Genomic DNA, 20,505 nt, shown 5'->3' with positions numbered 1-20,505 from the left:
TCAAAGAATGTCTACTAATCGAGACAGCGTGGTGACTCAAGAATTGGCCGAACGGTCGGTTACACAATGTTTCCCCGCAGTCTTGCTGGATTTCCACGTTTCGAGATATTCTGTCTCGATATCGAGAAAACCCACGAGACACCCGATGCACAACGACTGGACGCATGTCCCCGTCGATTACAGCGACGTTTTGCGTCGCGCGATGGATTCGCTTTTCAAGACCTTCGAGAATTTCAGCGAGGGCACGTTCATCGTCGATAAGGACGCGCGAGTCGTCTGGATCAACAAACGCTACGCGGCGCGCTTCGGGTTTTCGGACCCGCAAGAAGCAATCGGCCGCGATTGCGAAGCGGTGATTCCGAACAGCCTGATGCGCGAAGTCGTGACGACTGGCAAGCCGATCCTGCTCGACCTGCTGGAAACGGATCGCGAGCCGCTGGTTGTCACGCGCTTGCCGCTGAAGGACGATTATGGCCAGACGGTCGGCGCGATCGGTTTCGCGCTCTTCGACGAAATGAAGGCGCTCACACCGCTCTTTTCCCATTACTCGCGGGTGCAGCAGGAACTCATCGCGACGCGGCAATCGCTCGCGCAGGCGCGGCGCGCGAAATACACGTTCGCGAGTTTCGTGGGGACCAGCGCGGCGAGCCTCGATGTCAAACGTCAGGCACGGCGCGCGGCGCAAGTCGATTCGCCCGTGCTGCTGTCCGGCGAAACGGGCACGGGCAAGGAGCTGCTGGCGCACGCGATTCACGGCGCATCGACACGCGCCGCGCGGCCACTTGTCACCGTGAACGTCGCGGCGATTCCCGACACCTTGCTCGAAGTGGAGTTTTTCGGCGCGGCCGCGGGTGCATACACGGGTGCGGATCGGAAAGGGCGCGTGGGCAAGTTCGAACTAGCCGATGGCGGCACGCTGTTCCTCGATGAAATCGGCGACATGCCGCTCGTGCTGCAGGGCAAGTTGCTGCGTGTGTTGCAGGAGAAGGAGTTTGAGCCGCTGGGATCGAACCGGATCGTGCGCACGGATGTCCGGATCATCGCGGCGACGTCGGCGGATCTGCCGGCGCTGGTCGCCAGCGGCCGGTTTCGCGCGGACTTGTTTTATCGGCTGAACGTGCTGTCCATTCACGCGCCGCCGTTGCGCGAGCGGGCGGGGGATATCGAAGCGCTGGTGTACGCCATGCTCGAAGAGCTTTCCGCCGATGCCCGTCCGCGTCACGCCGGCCAGTTCGTGCTCCACGACGACGCGCGGCGCCAGCTCGCCGCGTATTCGTGGCCAGGAAATGTACGCGAGTTGCGCAACGTGCTGGAGCGCGCGGTGATGTTGTCGGATAGCGAGCATATCGATGCCCGCGCGCTCGGCGCCTTCATGGGCGCAGCGAGCCCGCAAGACGCCAGCGCCGCGCCGGTGTCTGAGGAGGCCGACGCAACGTCATACGCCCAGGCCATGGCGGGTTTCGAAAAGCGTTTCCTCTCCGATGCCCTGCGCGCAAGCGGCGGCCGCGTGGCGGAGGCGGCGCAGCGGATCGGCATTGGCCGCGCGACGATGTACAAGAAGATCGTCGCATTAGACATAGAGGTTTGAGCGTGAGCAAAGAGACGAACACAACGCCGTTATCCCGTGAGCACGAGGCGCTTGCCATCGCCCAGTTGCAGCGTCTGGCGGAAGAGCGTTTCGACGCGCGGCTGGGACAGTTCGAGGCGAAGGAGTGGCTTGATGAGTTATCGAAGACGATTGGTGCGCACTTCTACAACCAGGCGCTCGCCGATGTAAAAGCGAAAATCGATGCCCGCGTAGAGATGATCGACAGTGACATTTGGGGACTTCAAAAGTAGCTCAGAAGCGCCCGGTAAAGTGCTGCAAGGAGGCAAGCCGAAAGCTCCGCATGGCATACTCGCGAAATCAAAAAAACAGCGTTAAAAAGGGGTTCCGGATGAAGCTTGTCAGCCTATGTGCATCGCGTTTCCTGGCGCTGTTGCCGCTCGCGGCTGCGGTGTCGGTGTTGTCTGCCTGCAGCAGCGCGCCGCCGCTGTTTTCATCCGATGGCCGCCCGACTTCCATGATCCAATGCCCGACTAATGGCGGCTGGAGCAATTGCCAGCAAAACGCCCGCGCATTGTGTTCGGGCAGTTACGACGTCCTCGATCAAAGCAGCGACAACGGCCAGAACAGCTTGTTGATCGCGTGCAGGGCGAAGTGACGCTTGGGGCTTTGTCGAAGCGCGGCACTAAGCCTCTGGTGGGGCGCTTGGCATCGGATGCGCGGGCAGATTAAGCAGCAGGCGGAGCAGGTCGACCTGACGATTCGTCGCGGTCTTCTGATAGATCGCCTGCAATTGTTTGCGCACGGTGTCGTGCTGCACACCGATCGTCGCGGCTATCTCCTTAGGCGTGCGCCCCTCCGCGATATGACACGCAACCCGGCATTCCGCCAGCGTCAGGTCGAACGCGGTCGCGAGCAGATTCGAATCGACGAGAGGCGGTGAATCCGGGTGATAGAACGTGAATAGCGCCGCACGATCGCGGTTCGCCGAGACCGTGACCGGGTGATAAAACACGTACACCGCGTCCACCGTCCCACCTTCCGTTTCCGTCAGCCGAAGCATTCGGTACGCCGGCGTTTCGTCCGCCGTCGAATGGCACTCGTCCAGAATCCGCTGATGCTGCCTGCCTTGCAGTTCCAGCAAGCCATCGACTATCTGAACCAGCGTGGTTCGCTTCAACATTTGCGTGGTCGCGTCATTAAAGCGGAGCACGGCGCCGCTCAACGCGACGAGCATGGCGGGCTGACGCCATTCGTCGAAAAAGGGAACTTGGGCGAAAAGCTCGGACGCGGCGAAAAAGCGTGCGTTCTGAAGTTGTGCAGCGCGTGACACATGCGGCGTCAGGCGATCGAGCCATTGCCCGGCTGACGGAGCAAGGGCGTCACTCTCCGATACAAACTCGCAGAGAAGCGCGATGAGCCATTCGCCGGTATCGAGAATATGCCGGCTTAAAACATGTCCCGATTCGCTTACCTGTCCAAAACCCGGGCCTTTCTCATCGGATTCGAAGCGCGCAAACGATTCAATCGACTTAATTCCTAATACAGGAACCCAATATTCGGGAAGATTGTAATAATCCGTATTTTCTTGGAGTGTGAAAATTTCGGGATGAAAATTAACAAGCTGCTTATCGCGCACGGTAATCCTGACTGCGCGGGCGCCAATCAAGCCGGCGATTGTGGCACATACGTTGTGCCACGCTTGCGGGCGTGTCAGTGTTTCATATATAGCGTTGACGGTCTGGTCGTATTGGTCGCTTTCAGAAAGCATCCATTCCTCCGGTCATGCGGATAATTTGCCGATCCGACGCGCCGGATAACCGCATTTTTACTGTTCCGCATTTGCGGAATATACAGCACCCGGCAACCTTCGCTACTCTAACCCAGGTCCTTCGAGGGCCTGCGCTGCTTCAGTCTGGCGGCGCGCCGCGCATTGTGCGAATCCTGAACATTCAGCTTGCGACATGTGAACTGTAATGTTCCGCGCGCTGCCGCAAGTTCGTTCCAAAAAAGTAGAAATAACATCTACCTTGGAGTTGCAAATGAATCATCGGCAAATCGAGACGGATATTTTGCATCTGGAGCAGGTAATCGGAAGAATCTCCGCGGAAGACCGCATCCCCTTGTCTTATTGGCGTAACCGGGTTGATTCGGTTGCGTCCAGCGCACTCGTACCGGCGCAGCAATCGCGCATGCAGAGAATCATCGACCGGCTTGAACAACTTGAAGCCAGCATGGGATTGAATTGCTCGCTCGCTTAAAGATTAGAATCCGTAACATATTGATGTATTGATTTCCGGCGTTATGTAACGGAGTTACAAGCCGAGGTAAAACTTCCCTTGGTGTCACATTTCCGGCATGTTTAAATGTCGTGCTGAGAGAATGTGACCATAAGAGGGATATTTGAATGTCCGACGCGGGATTCAGCGCGACGCGCCTCGAGCGCACACGTATTGCCATGCAGCAGTACGTCGAGACCGGCGACGTTGCCGGCTGCGTCACCCTGGCCTGGCGGCATGGTGAAATTGCCCGGGTCGACATGCTGGGTCACAGCGACAGCGAAACCCGCACGCCCATGATGCGCGACACGCTGTTTCGCATTGCCTCCATGACCAAGCCGGTGACGAGCCTCGCCGCCTTGATGCTCGTGGAAGAAGGGCGGATCGCACTCGATGACCCCGTGTCGCGCTGGTTGCCCGAACTGGCCAATCCCAAGGTTCTGACGGATCCCGCTGCATCCCTCGACCGCACGGAACCCGCGCGCGCGCCGATCACGTTGCTCGATCTGCTCACGCACCGCGCCGGGTTCGCGTATCACTTCAGTGCGCTCGGCGCGCTAGCTGATGCGTACAGCAATGTTTTCAACGGCGTCGAGGCATCGGTCGATCCCGGCGCATGGCTGCAGCGCGTGGCTGACCTCCCTTTGATGTTCCAGCCCGGTACCCGCTGGCATTACGGCATCTCCACCGACGTCCTCGGCGCGCTGATCCAGCGCATCAGCGGCATGTCGCTCGAAGCGTTCTTCCGCACCCGCATTTTCGAGCCGTTGGAGATGAATGACACCGGCTTCGTGGTGCCACCTGAAAAACTCGGGCGCTTGTCGGTGGCCTACGCCATCGATCCCGTGACGCGACAACGCGTGGTGGAAGATCATCCGGCATCGAGCCGCTTCGCTAAACCCGAGCGCTTTCAAAACGGCGGAGGGGGTCTTGTTTCCACTGCCGACGACTATCTCCGTTTCGCGCGCCTGCTGCTTGGCCGCGGCCGTTTGCAAGGCAACGCCGATGAACGCGCGCGCGGTTCGCGCCTGCTGTCGCATCGTTCTGTCGATCTGATGCGCACGAATTTTCTCTCGCGCGACCAGCGCCGCATTCCGGCATTCGGGCAGATCGTGTGGGCGGGGCAGGGGTTTGGTCTCGGCTTGGCGATCGTCGATGACCCTGCGCAACAGCGCACGCTCGGTTATCGTTCGACAGGTTCGTTCGGCTGGCCCGGCGCGCTCGGTACGAGCTGGTTCGCCGATCCGGTCGAAAACATGATCGGCATCATGCTGATCCAGCGACGCAGCGTGGAACCCTTTCCGATGGCAGCCGTGTTCGAACGCCATCTCTACGACGCCATCGACGACTGATTGCCGACGCGTGAAAATCGACGATTAGTGTCAACATGTCATGTCCACTTCGCGCGCATACCGAACCTACAGAGCAGCTTATGGCCACCTACAAGCAACTGACCGTACAACTCGAAAAACTGCATAAGGAAGTTGCGATCGCGCAGCAGAAGGAAGTTGCGGTCGCGATCGAGGAGATCAAGCGCAAGATTGTCGAGTATGACCTGACGGCCGAAGAGCTTGGCTTTTCAGCCAGGCGTGGCAGGGCGCTCAAGAAGCCGCCGCTGCCGCCCAAGTATCGCAATTCGAAGACCGGCGAGACGTGGAGCGGACGCGGACGCCCGCCCGGTTGGCTGGCGGGACGCAACAAGGAACGCTTTCTGATTGGTACGTGATTGAAGCGAATGATCGGCGAGTGAAGTTCGAAGATCATTCATGCGCGATGAATTTCAATGCAGCGTTTCGCGCAGCAACGTCATGTCGTAGCCGAGCTTGCGCGCGCGTTCGATCAACGCAGTGCGCGTGGCCTTATCAGCAAGCTTCACGCCGTTGTATCGGGTCCCGCATAGCCTCACCTATAGCGGCTTGAATCCATCGGAAAGCGCTGCTGGTGAGCACTTAAAGCTCATGAACACGCGTATCAACTGTTTTAACAACGGGACGCAACTCATTGATAGAGAACGCTTTAACGTGAAGCGCACATGACGAGAAGAGAGAGAGGAACGGCTCTTAAAGTTCTTTCTCAACAACGCTGAATCACCCTCCCGTATTACCTCACCTATAGCGTCACTCACCGCTCGCTCACGCGAGCGCAGTGTCGAACCTGAGTGGCGCATAACGCTTGCGCTCGCAACGGACGTCTCGAAACCAAGTAAGAGCGAAGCCGTGAAAGCCTTATGGGTAAAGGCTCACAGCGATGCACCTCAAGCACTTGATGAAGCTCGCTCACCTCTGCCATCTAGTTAGCGATACTTGCAAATAGCCTCAAGCGTGAGTTTTCATCGGGTCTCGCACCTCACCTCGCGCAGCTCCCGAAATCGCTCACCTTTATCGAATCTGCTCTGCGGCAAGCGATTCCTGCAGCTATGCTTCCGGCCTCGTTCACTTAGCTTCGCTGCTCATGTCGCTCTTCACCAATGCGCCATTTGGGGACATAAAAAAGCCCGGTCCTGGGACCGGGCAATCCACCATCGGAGCGAGGCGGAGGATGAACGTCTTCGACAGATCACGCGGCTTCAGCAATTGAATCCGCTGTGATCTTTTGTCTTTCTCGATAACTTGTGCGTGCGCTTATTGCGTGTTCGCACGCGCGCCGTTTGCTTGCGTCACGGCTGTCGTGTTCGTACTCGACGTGACGCGTGCAGCGCGCGCCGCTTGATACGGCAACAACTGCGGATAGCTGTCCGTGTCGATCGCGTCGAGCTCACCGCTTGCTTTCGCAGCGGCCAGTTCGGCTTTCACTTCGGCTCTCGTTTTTGGCCCGTAGGCGTTCGGCTGGGCAACGTCCGAGGATTGAGCAAAGGCGGGTGCCGACGAGACCAGCACTGCGACGAACAAACTACCAATAAGCGTGCGTTTCATGGTGAACCTCTGACTGTTTGGAGACAGCGCGTTTCACGCCATCAATGTGAACCAGTCTATTCACAACCCTATCGCTGACCAATGCCGATTGGGAAAACATATTGTTGTGCGTCTTGCATGAATGTGAAGTTTTGTTTCTAAGCACGGAGAGCGAGCGCCGGGTCTCTCAAGTTCTAAAAAGCCCGCGGAGCCTGATTCATTGCGATTCCGGTAAAGATCAATTCCTTACCCGGCCATTTTTCTGCATTCGCTTAATCGATATTCTCGGTTCATCGATCCAGTCAGATCGTTGTCAAACTCACCGAGGAGTCTCATGAAACGCGCACTTTCCGTCTTTGCCGCTGTCGTCTTGTTCGCTGTGGCGGGCGCTGCCAGCGCTGCAGACAATGCCAAATCGCAGTCCTCGGCATGCCAAGGTCCGTCGTCCCAGTGCAACGTGTTTTTCGGTCAATAACTTTTCGCCCGGCACGGGTGATAAAGGCATTTTTGGGCGTTTCCGGACGCTTTAACCCCGCCTCCAGCCTTATTCCGCCAAGCGCTTGGCCGTTTAGTGCGAATTATTAAACATCTGCAAAGTTGTCCACAGTTTCTGTGGACAACTTTGTGGAAATCATCTCGAAAATGGCTTGCGGCGGGGCTGCCGCCCGGTAACCGATTGAAATGCCCATCTCGAAGCGGAACACGATGAGAAATGTGCGCCCCAGAGGTTGAGCCGATCCACAATCCGACCCATTCCGGATAGCCGTCGCATCGACCGAACGCCTATGATGGTTTGGCTGGTACGTGTCAGATTCGTGGATGCACTTCATTCCTCAGCTTCATTCAGTCACCGGGAAAAGCCATGACCTACAAGATTGCGGTTGTTGTCGGCAGCATTCGTCGTGAATCATTCAACAAGCAGCTCGCGCACGCGGTAGTGTCGCTCGCGCCGCCGGATTTTTCGTTCGAGTTTCTGGACATCGCGAGCTTGCCGCTCTATAGCCAGGACTACGATCACGACTTTCCTGAGGTCGCGCGAACGTTCAAGCAGAAGATATCGGCGGCGAATGGTTTGCTGTTTGTCACGCCGGAATACAACCGCTCGATTCCCGGCGTGCTGAAAAACGCGCTGGACTGGGGTTCGCGGCCGTGGGGGCACAACGCGTGGGCCAACAAGCCGGGCGCGGTGCTGGGCACGTCGCTTGGTCCGACCGGCACGGCGCTCGCACAGGCGCATCTGCGCAATGTGCTCGCGTACCTCGATGTGCCGCTGATGGGCCAGCCGGAGATGTTCATCAAGCACGACGCGAACCGTATCGATGCAAGTGGCAAGATCGTGAACGAGGAGACGCGCAAGTTCCTGCAGGCATTCGTCGATAAATACACCGCCTGGGTTCAGCGCCTTGCGACGGTTTAAGTGAGGTGAGTTGTTAGCTCCCGAACCCGAATCCGTACGCAAAACGCCAACGGCCCGCTTTAGCGGGCCGTTGGCGTTTCAACAACGTTTCAACAACAGCAAGCAGCATGAGTTACATGTGATGGTGATGTCCCGTCACGCGATCCCAGCCGTGACGCACCGCGAGTTTGAAGCGCTCCCACGTATCTACGCCCGGATTGCGGCCTTCCCAGTCATGGCGCAGTTCGGTTTCCATCATGTCGTCCCAGTTGCGGCGGCCATAACGCTCGTCGCTGCCGGCCGAGGCGCCGTATTGGTACGCTTCCTCGTACTCTTCGTAGCGCGCGCCTGTTGCCGCATATTTCGATTCGAAATCCGTGCGGAAGTCGTCCTCGTACTCCATGTACTCGTCCGGCATGGTGGGTCGCGTCCCTGAACGGGTGTCGAGCGTCGGATCGCCGGTCTGGCTGAGTGACCCCGGAACCGGCGAGCCGGTCGTACCGGTACCCCCCATGGCGCCCCTTCGCGACGACGTTTCGGTTTCATCCAGCGGATCGCGCGGGTCGACGGGACGCCAGCCTTGCTTCGATGCAGCGCTGGTCGGTGGCTCGCTCGCAGCCGGCGAACGATAAGCCGAGTCCTCGCCAGCCAGCGGTTCATCCAACGAAGTCGCGGCACAGGACGCCGAGCGCCGAATTGTTTCCTTCGTGTCCTGCCGGACGGTGCCGCTGGTCATCGGATCGCCGCCCGTTGCGCGATACGACGAGTCACTGCCGCCGGCGAATACATCGCGGGCGACGGGGGTGATCGGATCAAGCGGCTGCACGGCCGGATCGCCCTGATCCGCGTGCGGATAAGCCCGTGCCCGGTTGGCGTCGGCGCGGGCGGTTGCAAGGGGATCTCCGGGCGGATTCACCGGTGCGCGACCCGGCACGGCGCTGCCTGAGCCGAGGCCGAGTTCATCGAGCAGGGAATGATCGCGGTCGTCGGCTGCGGACGCCGCCGTGCGTCCATGGCTTAGCGTGCCCCAACTCGCCGCGCGTTCGTCGATATCGATCGCACCTTGTTCCGCCAGCGTCCGGCGCGCGACGTCAGCGCGCGCTTCGGTGGCGGTATCGACGGCAACCAGCACGCCTCCGCGCCGCACCGCTTCGGAATAATGCGCGACTTCGGGCGGTTGATCGCGGCCGCCGAACAACATCGCAAAGAAGCGTTCGATGTTCGCCAGCACGCCGCCGGTTTCAGGCGGCCCGCCTGCGCCGGCTGCCCAGGCGGGATCGTCGGGCGCAGCCTGGAGTTCAATGTCGGAACGAGGGAAACCCGAGGCAACAAGTGCGCTGCGCGCCACTTCGGCCTGGTCGTAGGTATCGAAGATACCAATAACTGTGTGTCGCATGGCTGCCTCCGTGGGTGGCCTGTAAGCAGTTGCGACGCGTGAAAAAACATTCGTCGCAAATCTAGTTTAGGTCGCAACTCACGTGTTATCTCGCAACTCGCGTGCCGGGTCGCGAGCGCGCGCGCCGTGACGCCGCCCAAAACACGGCTATCCATCGCGATGCGAGCCGGCGTGCGGATGTTTTTACAAAACGTGTGGAAAAAGTCGCTTGGCTCAGTGCGGCGCTTCGCCATGCTCGCGGTTGTCGGCGCGCGCGCTCAGATCTTCGCGAATGGCCTGCAGAAGCGAATCGAGCAATGTGATGTCGAACGGTTTCGACAACACGCGCGCGTCGACCTGACGCGCCCGATCCAGCTCTTCGGCGTAGCCGGTTACCAGGATCACCGGCATGCGCGGCGTCCAGCTTTGCAGGATCTCGGCCAGATCGATGCCGTTCAGTTTGCCCGGCATGTGGATATCGGAGAGCACGACGTCGAACGGCAGCGCACCGCCATTGTTCGCATCGCGACGGGCGGTTTCGAGCATCGCGATTGCGCCGTCCGCGTTGAAGACGTGCGTGACGTGGTGATTCATCATCGATAACAACGCTTCCGTGCCCGCCGCGACTTCCTCGTTGTCTTCCACCAGCAGCACGCGCAAACCGTGCGATTCGCTGGCGGCGGTAGCGTCGTGCTGAGCGTCGAGCGCTTCTGCCGCGGTTGCGCTCGCGCGCGGCAAATAGAGCCGCACCGACGTGCCCGCGCCCACCGCGCTGTCGATTGTCGCCACGCCGCCCGCTCGCTCGCAGAACGCGAACACTTGCGGCAAGCCGAGCCCCGTACCCATGCCTTTGGACTTGGTGGTGAACAGCGGTTCGAACGCGCGGCCGAGGATTTCGGGACTCATGCCCGCGCCCGTGTCCTCCAGCGTCAACTGCACGAATTCGCCGATGATCGGAAAACCGTCCTCGTGCCGGAAGCGCACGTTGTCCGCGCGAACGGAGAACGTGCCGCCGCTCGGCATGGCGTCGCGCGCATTCACCGCGACGTTGATCAGCGCGAGCTCGAGTTCGGCTGCATCGACGCGGATCGGCCAGCTATCCGTATTCGTTTCGAGGTTCAGCGCGACCTTCGCGCCCAGTGACGCCTTCAGCAGTTCGCGGCACGCCGGCAGCCACTTGCCGATCGCGATGGTCTCGTTGCGCAGCGGCTGCTTGCGGGCGACACCCAGCAACTGGCGCGTGAGCGACTGGCCGCTTTTAAGCGCGCGTTCCATGGCCGACAACTCGCGATCCAGCCCGGTAGCACCGCGTCGCCGGACGATCTGGACGTTGGTGGAGAGGATCATCAGCAGGTTGTTGAAGTCGTGCGCGACACTGCCGACCAGATTGCCCAGCGCTTCCATCTTGCGTGCCTGCCGGTAAGCCGATTCGATCGAACGGCGCATGGACGCTTCCGCCTGCCAGCGCTCCCAGGCATCTTCTTCGTGAGCGAGACGGCGCAGCGACAGCCAGATCACGCCCCATAACACCACGCACGGCGCGAACAGCGTCAGCATCAGCACGCCGATGCGGCGATACCACCCGGCCCAGATAGTGGCGAGGGGATAACCGCTCGACACGAACACGGGATAATTCCCCACCTGCCGATACGCCACGATCTTCATTTCGTTGTCGAGCCCGGAGCGCATTCGCACGACGCCGTTGCGAAGTCCCGAGGTAAAGGCATCGCGCAAGGGCGAACTCGCGGCGAGTTCCATGCGGTCGGGGGGACGCGTCGGATACCAGGCGAGCACGGCGCCGTCCGAGCGCGTGAGGCCGAGCGATACGGTGGAGTGCTCGCCCAGCAACTCGCGATAAAACCCGGCGAAATAACTGGGGCGAAGCGCAATCGTCACAATGCCGGCAAAGCGGCCATCCGAGTTCTTGCGCGGCACCGCCGTGTTGAATACCGTCTCGCCGCCCACTTTGCCGAGCATCACGCGGGAGACGTTTTCGAGCATCTTGCTGTCGCGAATGCCAACGAAGTCGTCGCGGGTTGCTATCGAAACATCCGGCGAGGGGAAGATGCGGCTCGTGGCAATCAGACGCCCGTCCGCGCCGAAGATGGCCACCGACGCCACTTGCGGATAACCCCCGCCCATCGCCTTGAGTTTGTCGTGGATAGAGGTTTCTTCGCGGCGCAGGGTCTCGTCGTCCACACCGTCGATCAGATCGATTACGCGGGCGTTGAGCGTCTCGTTCATGTCGAAGACTTTCAGCGCGTGTTCTTCGGCGACGTGCGCGTTGCGTTCGGCCACTTCGGCGGCGTCGCGTTCGCGAGCTTTCAGGTCGCTCCACGACATGCCCGCGAAATACAGGCAAGGCAATACGATGGCCGCAATCAGCAGGAGCCGGAGGGTGGTGCGCTGGGCGGCGAAATTGCGCTCCGGTACAACGGGGAACGGCGGCTCGTCTTGCCAGTGGTCAGCGCCTGATTCCTCGCGTTGCGGCGTCATGGTGAGTCGTCGTCCCGATGTAAATGGCTAAGCGCGGCATCTTTATGCATCGGTGAAAAGCAGCGATTGCAACGCGGAGAGTTGCACGCATTCTAGCCGCTGCCCGATTTTCGCCGACGCTTGGGAAAGATAACGTGCGCATAAATCATGCCTTTCAAATTGATTCTGTCAAACACGCTGTAAAGCGCGGGCTCGCGACGCGTCAAAAGGACGGTAAGTTTGATGATAAAAAGACGGCTGACCGGTAAAGTTGGCTGGGAATAATGGCGATCAGGTTCAGTGAAGCGCCCAGCAATTCAAAACCGGCGCCGTGCTACTCCACAGCACGTAACGAGCGTTATATCCTTGGAGCGGACGGTTTTTGTACGAAGGTTAAGATTCACGGAAAGCACGTCGCAAGCCGTCCTCAGGCAACGCGTCACAAACTTGATATACTTTTCGCCGCTTCCGGCATGGCTTGTCTGCCGCCTGAAGCCGGTTCGCGCCGGGTTTGCATCCAGCTTCGAAGCAATTTTCAGCGAAGCGCCGAATTGCCCGGCGCCCGATCTAACACACTGCCCTTGGGGGCGCCACAGCGGAGTCCGTCTTGGCCGTTTCCAATCTTATCGCCGACGATCCTGCTCCCGACGCCGCCAAGGTGACATCGGGTAGTTCGTTCTATCTCGCCATGCGCATCCTGCCGGCTGCGCAGCGCGACGCCATGTACCAGGTCTACGCGTTCTGCCGCGCGGTGGACGATATCGCCGACGGCACGCTGCCGCGTGGCGAACGTGCCGCTGCGCTTGAACAATGGCGTGTGGATATCGACGATTGTTACGCCGGCAAGCCACGCAAGTCGCTGGCCGCGCTGACGCAACACATTCAAAGTTTTCACCTGTCGCGCGACGACTTTATCGCCGTGATCGACGGCATGGCGATGGACGCCGCCGAAGATATCGTCGCGCCCGACGAAGCCACGCTCGACCTTTATTGCGACCGTGTGGCGAGCGCGGTCGGGCGGTTATCGGTGAGGATATTCGGGATGCATGAAGACGCCGGACGGCGTCTCGCGCACCATCTCGGCCGTGCGCTGCAACTCACGAACATTCTTCGCGACATAGACGAAGACGCCGACATCGGGCGTGTTTATCTGCCGCGCGAACTGTTGTCCCGCGAAGGCATTTCAACGACTGACATTGGTTCGATAGTCGGCGACGCCCGCTTGCCGCGCGTCTGCCTGACGCTCGCCGACCGTGCGCGGACGCATTACGCGCAATCCGACGCGATCATGGCCACTGCGCCGCGCGCTCAGGTGCGTGCGCCGAGGATCATGTCGGGGGCGTATCGCTGCGTTCTTGAAGCCAATCTGAAACGTGGCTTCGATCTCCCGCGCAACCACGTCCGCACGCCGCGTTCGCGGCTGCTGTGGATCGTTGCGCGACATATTTTCTGATGGCGCGTCTTGTTCATGTGATTGGCGCAGGGTTGTCGGGACTCGCTGCCGCGGTGCAGTTGCAGCGTCGCGGAGCGCGCGTGGTCCTGCACGAAGCTGCGCCGCACGCAGGCGGCCGCTGCCGTTCGTACTTCGATATCAAGCTCAACGCGACTATCGACAACGGCAATCATCTGGTGCTGTCGGGCAACCACGCCACGCTGAACTATGCCAAGGCGATTGGCGCCGCCGATGATCTCGTCGGTCCGACCCAGCCCGAGTTTCCGTTCATGGATCTGCGCAGCGGCGCGCGTTGGACCGTGAAGCTATCGCCGGGCCGAGTGCCGGGCTGGATCTTCGATTCCGCCGCGCGTGTTCCGGGCACCATGCCCGCGGATTATTTGTCGCTGGTGCCGCTGCTGTTCGCCAAACCCGGCCGCACGATGCAGCAGACCATGCGCACCAACGGGCGGCTGTGGGACGCGCTGATCGATCCGCTGTTCCGGGCCGTGCTGAATGTCGATCCGCGTGAAGGCAGCGCGGTGCTTGCGGGCAACGTGCTGAAGGAGACACTGCTGGCCGGCGGTCAGGCGTGCCGGCCGCTGGTCGCACGCAACGGCCTGGGCCATGCGTTCGTCGATCCGGCGTTGCGCCTGCTGCAATATGGCGGCGCGGAGATCAAGCTCGGATCGCGGGTGCGCGAGATTGGTTTTACGGGCACGGATTCGAAGACACGTGTTACATCGCTTGATTTCGAGGATGGTCGCGTGGACGTCGGTCCTAACGACGGTATAGTGCTTGCCGTGCCGCCGAACTCGGCGCAGCAACTGGTGCCGGGTATCAGCGCGCCGAACGAATTCCGCGCCATCGTCAATGCGCATTTCGCCATCGATCCGCCGCTTGGTTTCAATCCGATAACCGGTTTGCTGAACGGCACCGCCGAATGGCTGTTCGCCTTCGATGGCCGCCTTTCGGTGACCATCAGCGGCGCCGATCATCTCCTCGATACCCCGCGCGAGACGCTAGCCCACACCATCTGGCAAGAAGTTGCGAAGGCGGTGCGCATGCCGGTTGAGCGTATGCCGACCTGGCAGATCGTCACGGAAAAGCGCGCGACTTTCGCGGCCGTGCCGAGCCAGGAAAACCTCCGGCCGGCTACGCGTACGCGCTGGTCCAATCTGATGCTTGCCGGTGACTGGATCGCCAACGGGCTGCCCGCCACTATAGAAGGCTCGATCCGCTCCGGCCAGAAAGCCGCGGACCTGCTTATGAATCCCTCGATGAACTTCTCGGTGCAACGCTGATGAATGAAACTGTCCAGCTGCCCGGCATCCAGCCGGTGACGGCGGCGGCGCTGGAAGCGTCGGTGGCGCGCGCTGCCGATGCACTGCTCGCCGACCAACATCCCGATGGCTACTGGCTTTATCAGCTTGAAGCCGACGCGACCATTCCCTCCGAGTACGTGCTGCTCGGGCATTACCTTGGCGAGACGCCCAAGCCTGAGCTCGAAGCGAAGATCGGGCGGTATCTGCGCAGGATTCAGCGCGCCGATGGCGGCTGGCCCTTGTTCACCGATGGCGCCATGGACGTCAGTGCCACCGTCAAGGCGTATTTCGCGCTGAAGATGATCGGCGATTCGCCCGAAGCCGAGCATATGCAGCGTGCGCGGCGTGCGGTTATCGCGGCTGGCGGCGCGGAGAAATCCAACGTGTTCACGCGGATTTTGCTGGCGCTGTTCGGCGTGGTGTCGTGGCGCGCGGTGCCCATGATGCCCGTCGAGATCATGCTCTTGCCCGACTGGTTCCCGTTCCATCTGTCGAAGGTGTCGTACTGGGCGCGGACCGTGATTGTGCCGCTGCTCGTGCTGAACGCGAAGCGGCCGAAGGCGCGTAATCCGAAGGGCGTGCGTATCGACGAACTGTTCTTCGATGCCCCCGTTAACGCCGGCATGGCCGCGCGTGCGCCGCATCAGCATCAGGGCTGGTTCGTGCTGTTCCGCTGCGTGGACACCTTGCTGCGCGCCGTCGATCCCCTGTTCCCGCGCCACACTCGGCAACGCGCGATAGAAGCGGCTGTGCGTTTCGTCGATGAACGGCTGAACGGCGAAGACGGTCTCGGCGCGATTTTCCCCGCGATGGCCAACTCCGTGATGATGTATGACGTGCTTGGTTATCCGGAAGATCATCCGAACCGGGCGATTGCGCGCAAGTCGATTGAGAAGTTGTTGATCATCGATGAAGCGCCGGGCGGCGAGGCTTATTGCCAGCCGTGTTTATCGCCGATATGGGACACGTCGCTCGCCGCGCACGCGTTGCTCGAAGCCGATACGCCCAAGGCGCGGGCGGCGGTATCGCGTGGTCTGGATTGGCTCGTGCCGCTGCAGATTTTGGATGTTCGCGGCGACTGGATCTCGCGCCGGCCGAATATCCGGCCGGGAGGGTGGGCGTTCCAGTTCGCGAATCCGCATTATCCGGACGTTGACGATACAGCCGTTGTTGCCATGGCGATGGAACGCGCCGATCGCGAAAACGGGACGGCGTTGTATGGCGAAGCGATTGCGCGCGGGCGGGAATGGGTTGTCGGCATGCAGAGCAGCGACGGCGGGTGGGGCGCTTTCGAGCCGGAAAACACGCAGTATTACCTGAACAATATTCCCTTCTCCGATCACGGGGCGCTGCTTGATCCGCCGACCGTCGATGTCTCCGGTCGATGTCTTTCGATGCTCGCGCAACTGGGTGAGCAGCCCTCGACGAGCGAGCCGGCGAAGCGCTCGCTCGACTACATCTTGCGCGGGCAGGAACGCGATGGAAGCTGGTACGGGCGTTGGGGGCTGAACTATATCTACGGGACGTGGACGGCGCTGTGTGCCCTGAACGCTGCTGGTTTGCCTCTCACCGATAGCCGTATGCAGCGCGCCGCGCATTGGCTCATCAACATTCAGAACGCCGATGGCGGATGGGGCGAAGGCGGGGAGAGTTACAAGCTCGACTATCGCGGATATGAAGCGGCGTCGAGCACGGCTTCGCAGACATCGTGGGCGTTGCTCGGGTTGATGGCGGCGGGGTTTGTCGATCATCCGGCCGTGGCGAAGGGCGTCCAGTATCTGCATTCCAAGCAGCGTGACCACGGCTTGTGGGACGAGACGCGATTTACGGCGACTGGATTCCCGAGAGTGTTTTATCTGCGATACCACGGGTATAGAAAGTTCTTCCCGCTATGGGCGCTGGCGCGGTACAGGAACATGATGCGCGATGGGGCTTCGCGCGTGACGGCGGGAATGTGAGTTCGCTGTCTGGTTCCGGTTCTGGCTCCTTCGACGAGCGTTTGCCCGTCATTGCGGTGACGGGGATGGCGTTTGAAGCGCGCATCGCGCGTGGGCCGGGCATGGAAGCGGTGTTTGCGGCGCGGTCGGATCTGCTTGAACGTGCGTTAAGCGAAGCGTTGGCGCGGGGGTGTTCCGGGATTATTAGTTTCGGCACGGCGGGTGGGCTCGCGCCTGAGTTGGAGCCGGGGACGCTGGTTATCGCCAGTTCTGTGTCGGGACCGTTTGGAATCCTCGATACCGATCCGGAATGGTCCGCGCGGCTGTTCGCTGCTTTTGCCGGGACGCCGCTGGAGGCGCGCGCGGTTAGAGGGACGATGGCCGGTGTGGCCGCGCCGTTGACGGGGGTGCAGGAGAAGAGCTCGATGTATCGCGCTACCGGCGCGCTCGCCGTGGATATGGAATCGCATATTGCCGGAGCGATTGCTACTGCGCGGGGGTTGCCGTTTGCGGTGTGCAGAGCAATTGTTGATCCGGCTTGGCGGAGTTTGCCGAGTGCTGCGACGGCGGGATTGCGTGATGATGGGACGACGACGATTTTGCCGATTCTGCGCGAGTTGTTGAGGGAGCCTTCGCAGCTTGGGGCGTTGTTGAGGGTCGCGGGCGATGCTCGGGCGGCAAGGACTTCGTTGGTGCAGGCACGGCACGCTTTGGATGTGGCGGGGGCGTTGAGGGTTTAGGGGTTTTGGCTTTGTTTGTTGTTTGTTGTTTGTTGTTGGATTGGCTGTGTGCTGCTGCTTTGTTGTGGGTGGCGATTGCGCGGTTAGGCGGGAAATTGCGGCCGGTGGTTTGGTGTCCGATCGCGTTCCTATCACCCATGCAGCGATAAGCCCTTGATGGCTTTATCGACTGCTTTCTTCGGGCCTCTTACGGCCAGTCCGACCAGATCGGGCGCATCTGCCGGCTCCTTTAGAAACACTTCCCGATTGGCTTCATCGTGGCCAGTTGAAAACATCGCGCGGACATAGACGGCGCGGGTCAGTTCTCGTTCGATTCCCTGGCGGAAGGCGCGGAGGAGGCCGGCGCTGTCGGCTTGGTAGACCATCATAGGCTGGCCAAGGAGGCGCGCGTGGGTTCTGCCGGCGGCATCGATGTAAGGCTCGCCCATCGCATCAGGCACCGCACCTGCGATGCCAGGCGCGAGGAACGCGGTGACGTTGAGTTTTTGCCAGACGGCAAGGTCGTCGAGGACGATGATCGCTACTTTGGTATCGAATTCCATGGGGCGAGAGGGCGCGAAGGCTTTAAAGGATGTTCACGATGGAATGGTATTCAAAGTGATCAACTCTGCCAACTCTCCGTCGAGCACCGCGACGTGCGTATCGTCCTCTCCAATTTGTGACAATCGGTAGATGCATAGCCGTTCCGACACTGGATACGACGCCCTTTGAACCTGTGCAGGAATGTGCGACGCGACTTCGTTTTCTCCGCGCATCGATCTAAACAATGCGACGCGGTTCTTTCCTTCACTCGCAATGAAAAGACCGAGTGACTCGACCCACAGAAACTGGGCTCGCTCGAAACATTCAGGACTGGCATATCGCGGGTCGCTGAGCTGCTCCAGCAACGCTTTCTGCGCTTTCGGAGTCAAGTGCTCCGGGTGCCAGCGCCAACTCTCGCCCAATACCCGGTCCGAGGGGACCAGGGCCGGAAACGGCGAAGATGGCTCTGGCCGATTCCAGATCTGCTCCGCGAACGGAAGCAGCAGACGACAGTATTCAAAGCTGGCGGTCGGTGTTTAAACGCGGTGCGTGGTCGTTCAGCCAAATTTCGGAATGCAGAATGCCGGGCGCGAACGGTTGGAATTATTCGCTCCGATGGTTTGTGGCTTTAGAACGCCACCCTGGCGGTCGACATTTATGTCCTAGATGAACGGCTGCTGTGGCCCGCAACTACCGTTCGACTGAGAAGTTCGTATGACAGTTTCCCGGCGCGAGTTATCTGTTGATAACAATCGCAAACCCGGATAGCAATCCGCAAGCTCGTAGGAACGATCAATCATCCCCAAACGGATTCCCCTTCTTAGTCGCTGGCGTTTGCGTCTTTGTCGCCAGATGGTTCTGCAACCAGAACATCGCCTTGTTCAATCCGAGCGTATGCCAGTCCTGGCCTATTTCGCAGATAAACACTCGATCGTCCGCTGCCGTCGCACGCGAAAACGAACCCGCCAATTCCTTAGCGTCACGATCAGTGTTCAGCACCAGGAACGCGCCCATCTGATGAAGATGCAAGAACTCATAGTCGTCACCTGACACTTGCGCCGCGATGTCTTTGATCTGCGCGTGCTGCTGTGTCGGAGTACCGATAAATATGCTGACCAGATACGTCACTTTCTTGTTCATGTGCTTCCGCCGTACCGTAGTTGAATGGATCGAGAACTTTGATTGTCACACAACGGGAAGCCACACTCTTCAAGACGCTAAGCGAACAGCGGCGATAAAGCGGTTCATGCAAGCACAACCATCATTCGAGCGCCGCCAGAAGCCCACCGAACAGCGGCAAGACTGCCGCGAGGTTCAGCTTCATCTTGCATCGCAGCGTGTCGCGAAACGGACGCAGTCCGCGTTCGCAGCTTGACGAGCAAGACTCCAAACCGCCCCAACCGCCAACCCCAAAACAAAAAAACTGGCAAGCCACCCACGCTCGCCAGTCTATCCATCCTCACCGAGTCATCGAAGCGTCGCGATGCTACTTCCCACGCCCCGCATCCAACGGCTTATGCTGCTCCGCTCCCGACCCGGGAAAGAACGTATCCCAAACCGCTCTAACCCCTTCCGCCGCCGTCGCCTCCGCATCGATGTTCTCCACACCGTCCACCTTACTTGGATCGGCGGAAAGGCCTCGCCAGTGCGTGAAAACGAGCATCGGTTTTTCGGTCCATCCGTCTACACCAAATTTCGCGAACGCCGTGTCACCGCTCGTGAGTTGCACCTCGTACCACCCGTCGCGCGTCGGCGTGTAGTCGCTCAACGGAAACCATGCAGTCGATTCGAGTTTCACAAGTGCCCCCATCGGTCATTAGGACATTGCTGTCGATAAAGCGATTCCGCATACCGCATGCCTGACATCGTAGGTAAAGCGCTTAACCACCAGGCATTAACCGTCCACCGCCCCAACGACCATGCGCTACCCCACGCACCACATCAAATTGACACAGTTAGTCTGTATAAGAAGCGCTCCAGCCCGGTGCATGTATCGAATAAATGAAGTGCTCGCCACATCGGAACGGCCCAAACCGTCCCTATAAACCCTGAATCGCACAAATCCCGTTGATTCTTGGCTTTTGTTTATTGATAATGCCTAAACACAAAGACGTGCCAGATCGACTGGTGCGCTGAGAGAGTAGTGAGTCGTCCACATGAGGGGGATCAGACATGCAATACGCTGAGATCGCTTACGAGAACGTCGTATTGATTCCGCTGGCCGCGTACGACGATGGAATGTATGCAGCTATGCTAATCGTCAGGGAGATCGATGGCTTGCAGCGCGCGACAGGCGTGCTGGGGCATTTCCCGTGTCCTGTCGATGCCCGTAAGTTTGCCCTGGCGTATGGCATGGCGGAGATCGACCAACGCCGTCATGCACCGCAACAGCGAGTAATGCAGCAGTCTTTCGATAAGGCTGCATAAACCCGCGCATTCCAAGCCGAAGCCGCTTGAATCAATCCGTATAAGCGTCGATAAAATACGCCCGCCGAAAAGCGGGCGTATTGTGCATTGCATCGGCTAATTCGCGTTGACGTCCTCGCGGCCCTAAAGGACCGGGATTCCTTCTGCAAGACGGCCACGT

At 60.0% G+C, this 20,505-nt stretch carries 20 protein-coding genes; 12 read left to right on the top strand and 8 right to left on the bottom strand.

The window, feature by feature from the left end; translation table 11 throughout:
• Nucleotides 1-145: 145 nt before the first annotated feature.
• The 3 genes from M0D69_RS31650 (at nt 146) to M0D69_RS31640 (ending at nt 2,204) form a co-directional block, all read left to right on the top strand.
• Nucleotides 146-1,588, top strand: coding sequence for a sigma-54-dependent Fis family transcriptional regulator (locus M0D69_RS31650; protein WP_301785786.1), 1,443 nt, complete (start codon nt 146-148; stop codon nt 1,586-1,588).
• A gap of 2 nt (nt 1,589-1,590) precedes the next feature.
• The gene (locus M0D69_RS31645) at nt 1,591-1,839 is read left to right on the top strand and encodes a DUF2164 domain-containing protein (RefSeq protein ID WP_047847338.1); all 249 of its coding nucleotides are present in this window, start codon (nt 1,591-1,593) and stop codon (nt 1,837-1,839) included.
• Between the two features lie 98 nt (nt 1,840-1,937).
• Complete coding sequence (locus M0D69_RS31640; protein WP_301785785.1) at nt 1,938-2,204, top strand: hypothetical protein; 267 nt, start codon at nt 1,938-1,940, stop codon at nt 2,202-2,204.
• Between the two features lie 27 nt (nt 2,205-2,231).
• On the opposite strand, the gene M0D69_RS31635 is transcribed toward M0D69_RS31640, so the two are convergent.
• Nucleotides 2,232-3,317 (bottom strand): helix-turn-helix transcriptional regulator, encoded by a 1,086-nt coding sequence (locus M0D69_RS31635; protein WP_301785784.1) that lies wholly within the window; start codon nt 3,315-3,317, stop codon nt 2,232-2,234.
• Nucleotides 3,318-3,588: 271 nt separating this feature from the next.
• On the opposite strand from M0D69_RS31635, the gene M0D69_RS31630 reads away from it, so the two are divergent.
• From M0D69_RS31630 to M0D69_RS31620, 3 genes are all read left to right on the top strand, one after another.
• Nucleotides 3,589-3,807 (top strand): hypothetical protein, encoded by a 219-nt coding sequence (locus tag M0D69_RS31630; RefSeq protein ID WP_047847336.1) that lies wholly within the window; start codon nt 3,589-3,591, stop codon nt 3,805-3,807.
• Nucleotides 3,808-3,953: 146 nt separating this feature from the next.
• Nucleotides 3,954-5,177 carry a serine hydrolase gene (locus M0D69_RS31625; RefSeq protein ID WP_301785783.1) on the top strand — a complete coding sequence of 408 codons (1,224 nt, stop codon included), beginning with the start codon at nt 3,954-3,956 and terminating at the stop codon, nt 5,175-5,177.
• An 80-nt stretch (nt 5,178-5,257) separates the two neighbouring features.
• Nucleotides 5,258-5,551 carry an H-NS histone family protein gene (locus M0D69_RS31620; RefSeq protein ID WP_301785782.1) on the top strand — a complete coding sequence of 98 codons (294 nt, stop codon included), beginning with the start codon at nt 5,258-5,260 and terminating at the stop codon, nt 5,549-5,551.
• A gap of 895 nt (nt 5,552-6,446) precedes the next feature.
• Here M0D69_RS31620 and M0D69_RS31615 read toward each other — a convergent pair.
• Nucleotides 6,447-6,737: a DUF4148 domain-containing protein gene (locus M0D69_RS31615; protein ID WP_301785781.1), complete on the bottom strand. Its 291-nt coding sequence runs from the start codon at nt 6,735-6,737 to the stop codon at nt 6,447-6,449.
• A gap of 841 nt (nt 6,738-7,578) precedes the next feature.
• Between M0D69_RS31615 and M0D69_RS31610 the strand changes: the two genes are divergently transcribed.
• Nucleotides 7,579-8,133 carry an NADPH-dependent FMN reductase gene (locus tag M0D69_RS31610; RefSeq protein WP_301785780.1) on the top strand — a complete coding sequence of 185 codons (555 nt, stop codon included), beginning with the start codon at nt 7,579-7,581 and terminating at the stop codon, nt 8,131-8,133.
• Nucleotides 8,134-8,245: 112 nt separating this feature from the next.
• Here the strand turns inward: M0D69_RS31610 and M0D69_RS31605 are convergent, their stop codons facing one another.
• Nucleotides 8,246-9,508: a hypothetical protein gene (locus M0D69_RS31605; RefSeq protein WP_301785779.1), complete on the bottom strand. Its 1,263-nt coding sequence runs from the start codon at nt 9,506-9,508 to the stop codon at nt 8,246-8,248.
• Nucleotides 9,509-9,721: 213 nt separating this feature from the next.
• On the bottom strand, nt 9,722-11,983 hold the full coding sequence (locus M0D69_RS31600; protein ID WP_301785778.1) for a hybrid sensor histidine kinase/response regulator: 2,262 nt from the start codon (nt 11,981-11,983) through the stop codon (nt 9,722-9,724).
• Nucleotides 11,984-12,569: 586 nt separating this feature from the next.
• Between M0D69_RS31600 and hpnD the strand changes: the two genes are divergently transcribed.
• The 4 genes from hpnD (at nt 12,570) to M0D69_RS31580 (ending at nt 17,396) form a co-directional block, all read left to right on the top strand.
• Nucleotides 12,570-13,415: a presqualene diphosphate synthase HpnD gene (gene hpnD / locus M0D69_RS31595; protein ID WP_301785777.1), complete on the top strand. Its 846-nt coding sequence runs from the start codon at nt 12,570-12,572 to the stop codon at nt 13,413-13,415.
• On the top strand, nt 13,415-14,698 hold the full coding sequence (gene hpnE / locus M0D69_RS31590; protein ID WP_301785776.1) for a hydroxysqualene dehydroxylase HpnE: 1,284 nt from the start codon (nt 13,415-13,417) through the stop codon (nt 14,696-14,698). The genes hpnD and hpnE overlap by 1 nt, the downstream gene beginning before the upstream one ends.
• The gene (shc, locus tag M0D69_RS31585) at nt 14,698-16,677 is read left to right on the top strand and encodes a squalene--hopene cyclase (protein WP_301785775.1); all 1,980 of its coding nucleotides are present in this window, start codon (nt 14,698-14,700) and stop codon (nt 16,675-16,677) included. The genes hpnE and shc overlap by 1 nt, the downstream gene beginning before the upstream one ends.
• Before the next feature lie 65 nt (nt 16,678-16,742).
• Nucleotides 16,743-17,396 carry a phosphorylase gene (locus M0D69_RS31580; RefSeq protein WP_301785808.1) on the top strand — a complete coding sequence of 218 codons (654 nt, stop codon included), beginning with the start codon at nt 16,743-16,745 and terminating at the stop codon, nt 17,394-17,396.
• A 131-nt stretch (nt 17,397-17,527) separates the two neighbouring features.
• Here M0D69_RS31580 and M0D69_RS31575 read toward each other — a convergent pair whose 3' ends face one another.
• The 4 genes from M0D69_RS31575 to M0D69_RS31560 form a co-directional block, all read right to left on the bottom strand.
• Nucleotides 17,528-17,938 (bottom strand): DUF2000 domain-containing protein, encoded by a 411-nt coding sequence (locus M0D69_RS31575; protein WP_301785774.1) that lies wholly within the window; start codon nt 17,936-17,938, stop codon nt 17,528-17,530.
• Nucleotides 17,939-17,971: 33 nt separating this feature from the next.
• Complete coding sequence (locus M0D69_RS31570) at nt 17,972-18,307, bottom strand: hypothetical protein (protein WP_301785773.1); 336 nt, start codon at nt 18,305-18,307, stop codon at nt 17,972-17,974.
• 403 nt (nt 18,308-18,710) lie between these two features.
• Nucleotides 18,711-19,058 carry a hypothetical protein gene (locus M0D69_RS31565; protein ID WP_301785772.1) on the bottom strand — a complete coding sequence of 116 codons (348 nt, stop codon included), beginning with the start codon at nt 19,056-19,058 and terminating at the stop codon, nt 18,711-18,713.
• Nucleotides 19,059-19,404: 346 nt separating this feature from the next.
• Entirely contained in the window at nt 19,405-19,716 is a 312-nt protein-coding gene (locus M0D69_RS31560; protein WP_301785771.1) for a hypothetical protein, read from the bottom strand.
• Between the two features lie 374 nt (nt 19,717-20,090).
• On the opposite strand from M0D69_RS31560, the gene M0D69_RS31555 reads away from it, so the two are divergent.
• Nucleotides 20,091-20,345, top strand: a complete 255-nt coding sequence (locus tag M0D69_RS31555; RefSeq protein WP_277041910.1) for a hypothetical protein — start codon at nt 20,091-20,093, stop codon at nt 20,343-20,345.
• The last annotated feature ends 160 nt before the right edge of the window (nt 20,346-20,505 follow it).

The sequence above is a fragment of the Caballeronia sp. SEWSISQ10-4 2 genome, from assembly GCF_030464885.1.
Taxonomy (GTDB): domain Bacteria; phylum Pseudomonadota; class Gammaproteobacteria; order Burkholderiales; family Burkholderiaceae; genus Caballeronia.
The sequence above is the reverse complement of the archived record's forward strand: the minus strand, read 5'-3'. Positions and strand labels throughout refer to the sequence as shown.

Excerpts from the sequence above, each read along its gene's own strand:
- M0D69_RS31650 (WP_301785786.1), top strand. The coding sequence starts at position 146 with ATGCACAACGACTGGACGCATGTCCCCGTCGATTACAGCGACGTTTTG.
- M0D69_RS31640 (WP_301785785.1), top strand. The coding sequence starts at position 1,938 with ATGAAGCTTGTCAGCCTATGTGCATCGCGTTTCCTGGCGCTGTTGCCG.
- M0D69_RS31635 (WP_301785784.1), bottom strand. The coding sequence starts at position 3,317 with ATGCTTTCTGAAAGCGACCAATACGACCAGACCGTCAACGCTATATAT.
- M0D69_RS31630 (WP_047847336.1), top strand. The coding sequence starts at position 3,589 with ATGAATCATCGGCAAATCGAGACGGATATTTTGCATCTGGAGCAGGTA.
- M0D69_RS31625 (WP_301785783.1), top strand. The coding sequence starts at position 3,954 with ATGTCCGACGCGGGATTCAGCGCGACGCGCCTCGAGCGCACACGTATT.
- M0D69_RS31620 (WP_301785782.1), top strand. The coding sequence starts at position 5,258 with ATGGCCACCTACAAGCAACTGACCGTACAACTCGAAAAACTGCATAAG.
- M0D69_RS31615 (WP_301785781.1), bottom strand. The coding sequence starts at position 6,737 with ATGAAACGCACGCTTATTGGTAGTTTGTTCGTCGCAGTGCTGGTCTCG.
- M0D69_RS31610 (WP_301785780.1), top strand. The coding sequence starts at position 7,579 with ATGACCTACAAGATTGCGGTTGTTGTCGGCAGCATTCGTCGTGAATCA.
- M0D69_RS31605 (WP_301785779.1), bottom strand. The coding sequence starts at position 9,508 with ATGCGACACACAGTTATTGGTATCTTCGATACCTACGACCAGGCCGAA.
- M0D69_RS31600 (WP_301785778.1), bottom strand. The coding sequence starts at position 11,983 with ATGACGCCGCAACGCGAGGAATCAGGCGCTGACCACTGGCAAGACGAG.
- hpnE (WP_301785776.1), top strand. The coding sequence starts at position 13,415 with ATGGCGCGTCTTGTTCATGTGATTGGCGCAGGGTTGTCGGGACTCGCT.
- shc (WP_301785775.1), top strand. The coding sequence starts at position 14,698 with ATGAATGAAACTGTCCAGCTGCCCGGCATCCAGCCGGTGACGGCGGCG.
- M0D69_RS31580 (WP_301785808.1), top strand. The coding sequence starts at position 16,743 with ATGGCGTTTGAAGCGCGCATCGCGCGTGGGCCGGGCATGGAAGCGGTG.
- M0D69_RS31575 (WP_301785774.1), bottom strand. The coding sequence starts at position 17,938 with ATGGAATTCGATACCAAAGTAGCGATCATCGTCCTCGACGACCTTGCC.
- M0D69_RS31565 (WP_301785772.1), bottom strand. The coding sequence starts at position 19,058 with ATGAACAAGAAAGTGACGTATCTGGTCAGCATATTTATCGGTACTCCG.
- M0D69_RS31555 (WP_277041910.1), top strand. The coding sequence starts at position 20,091 with ATGCAATACGCTGAGATCGCTTACGAGAACGTCGTATTGATTCCGCTG.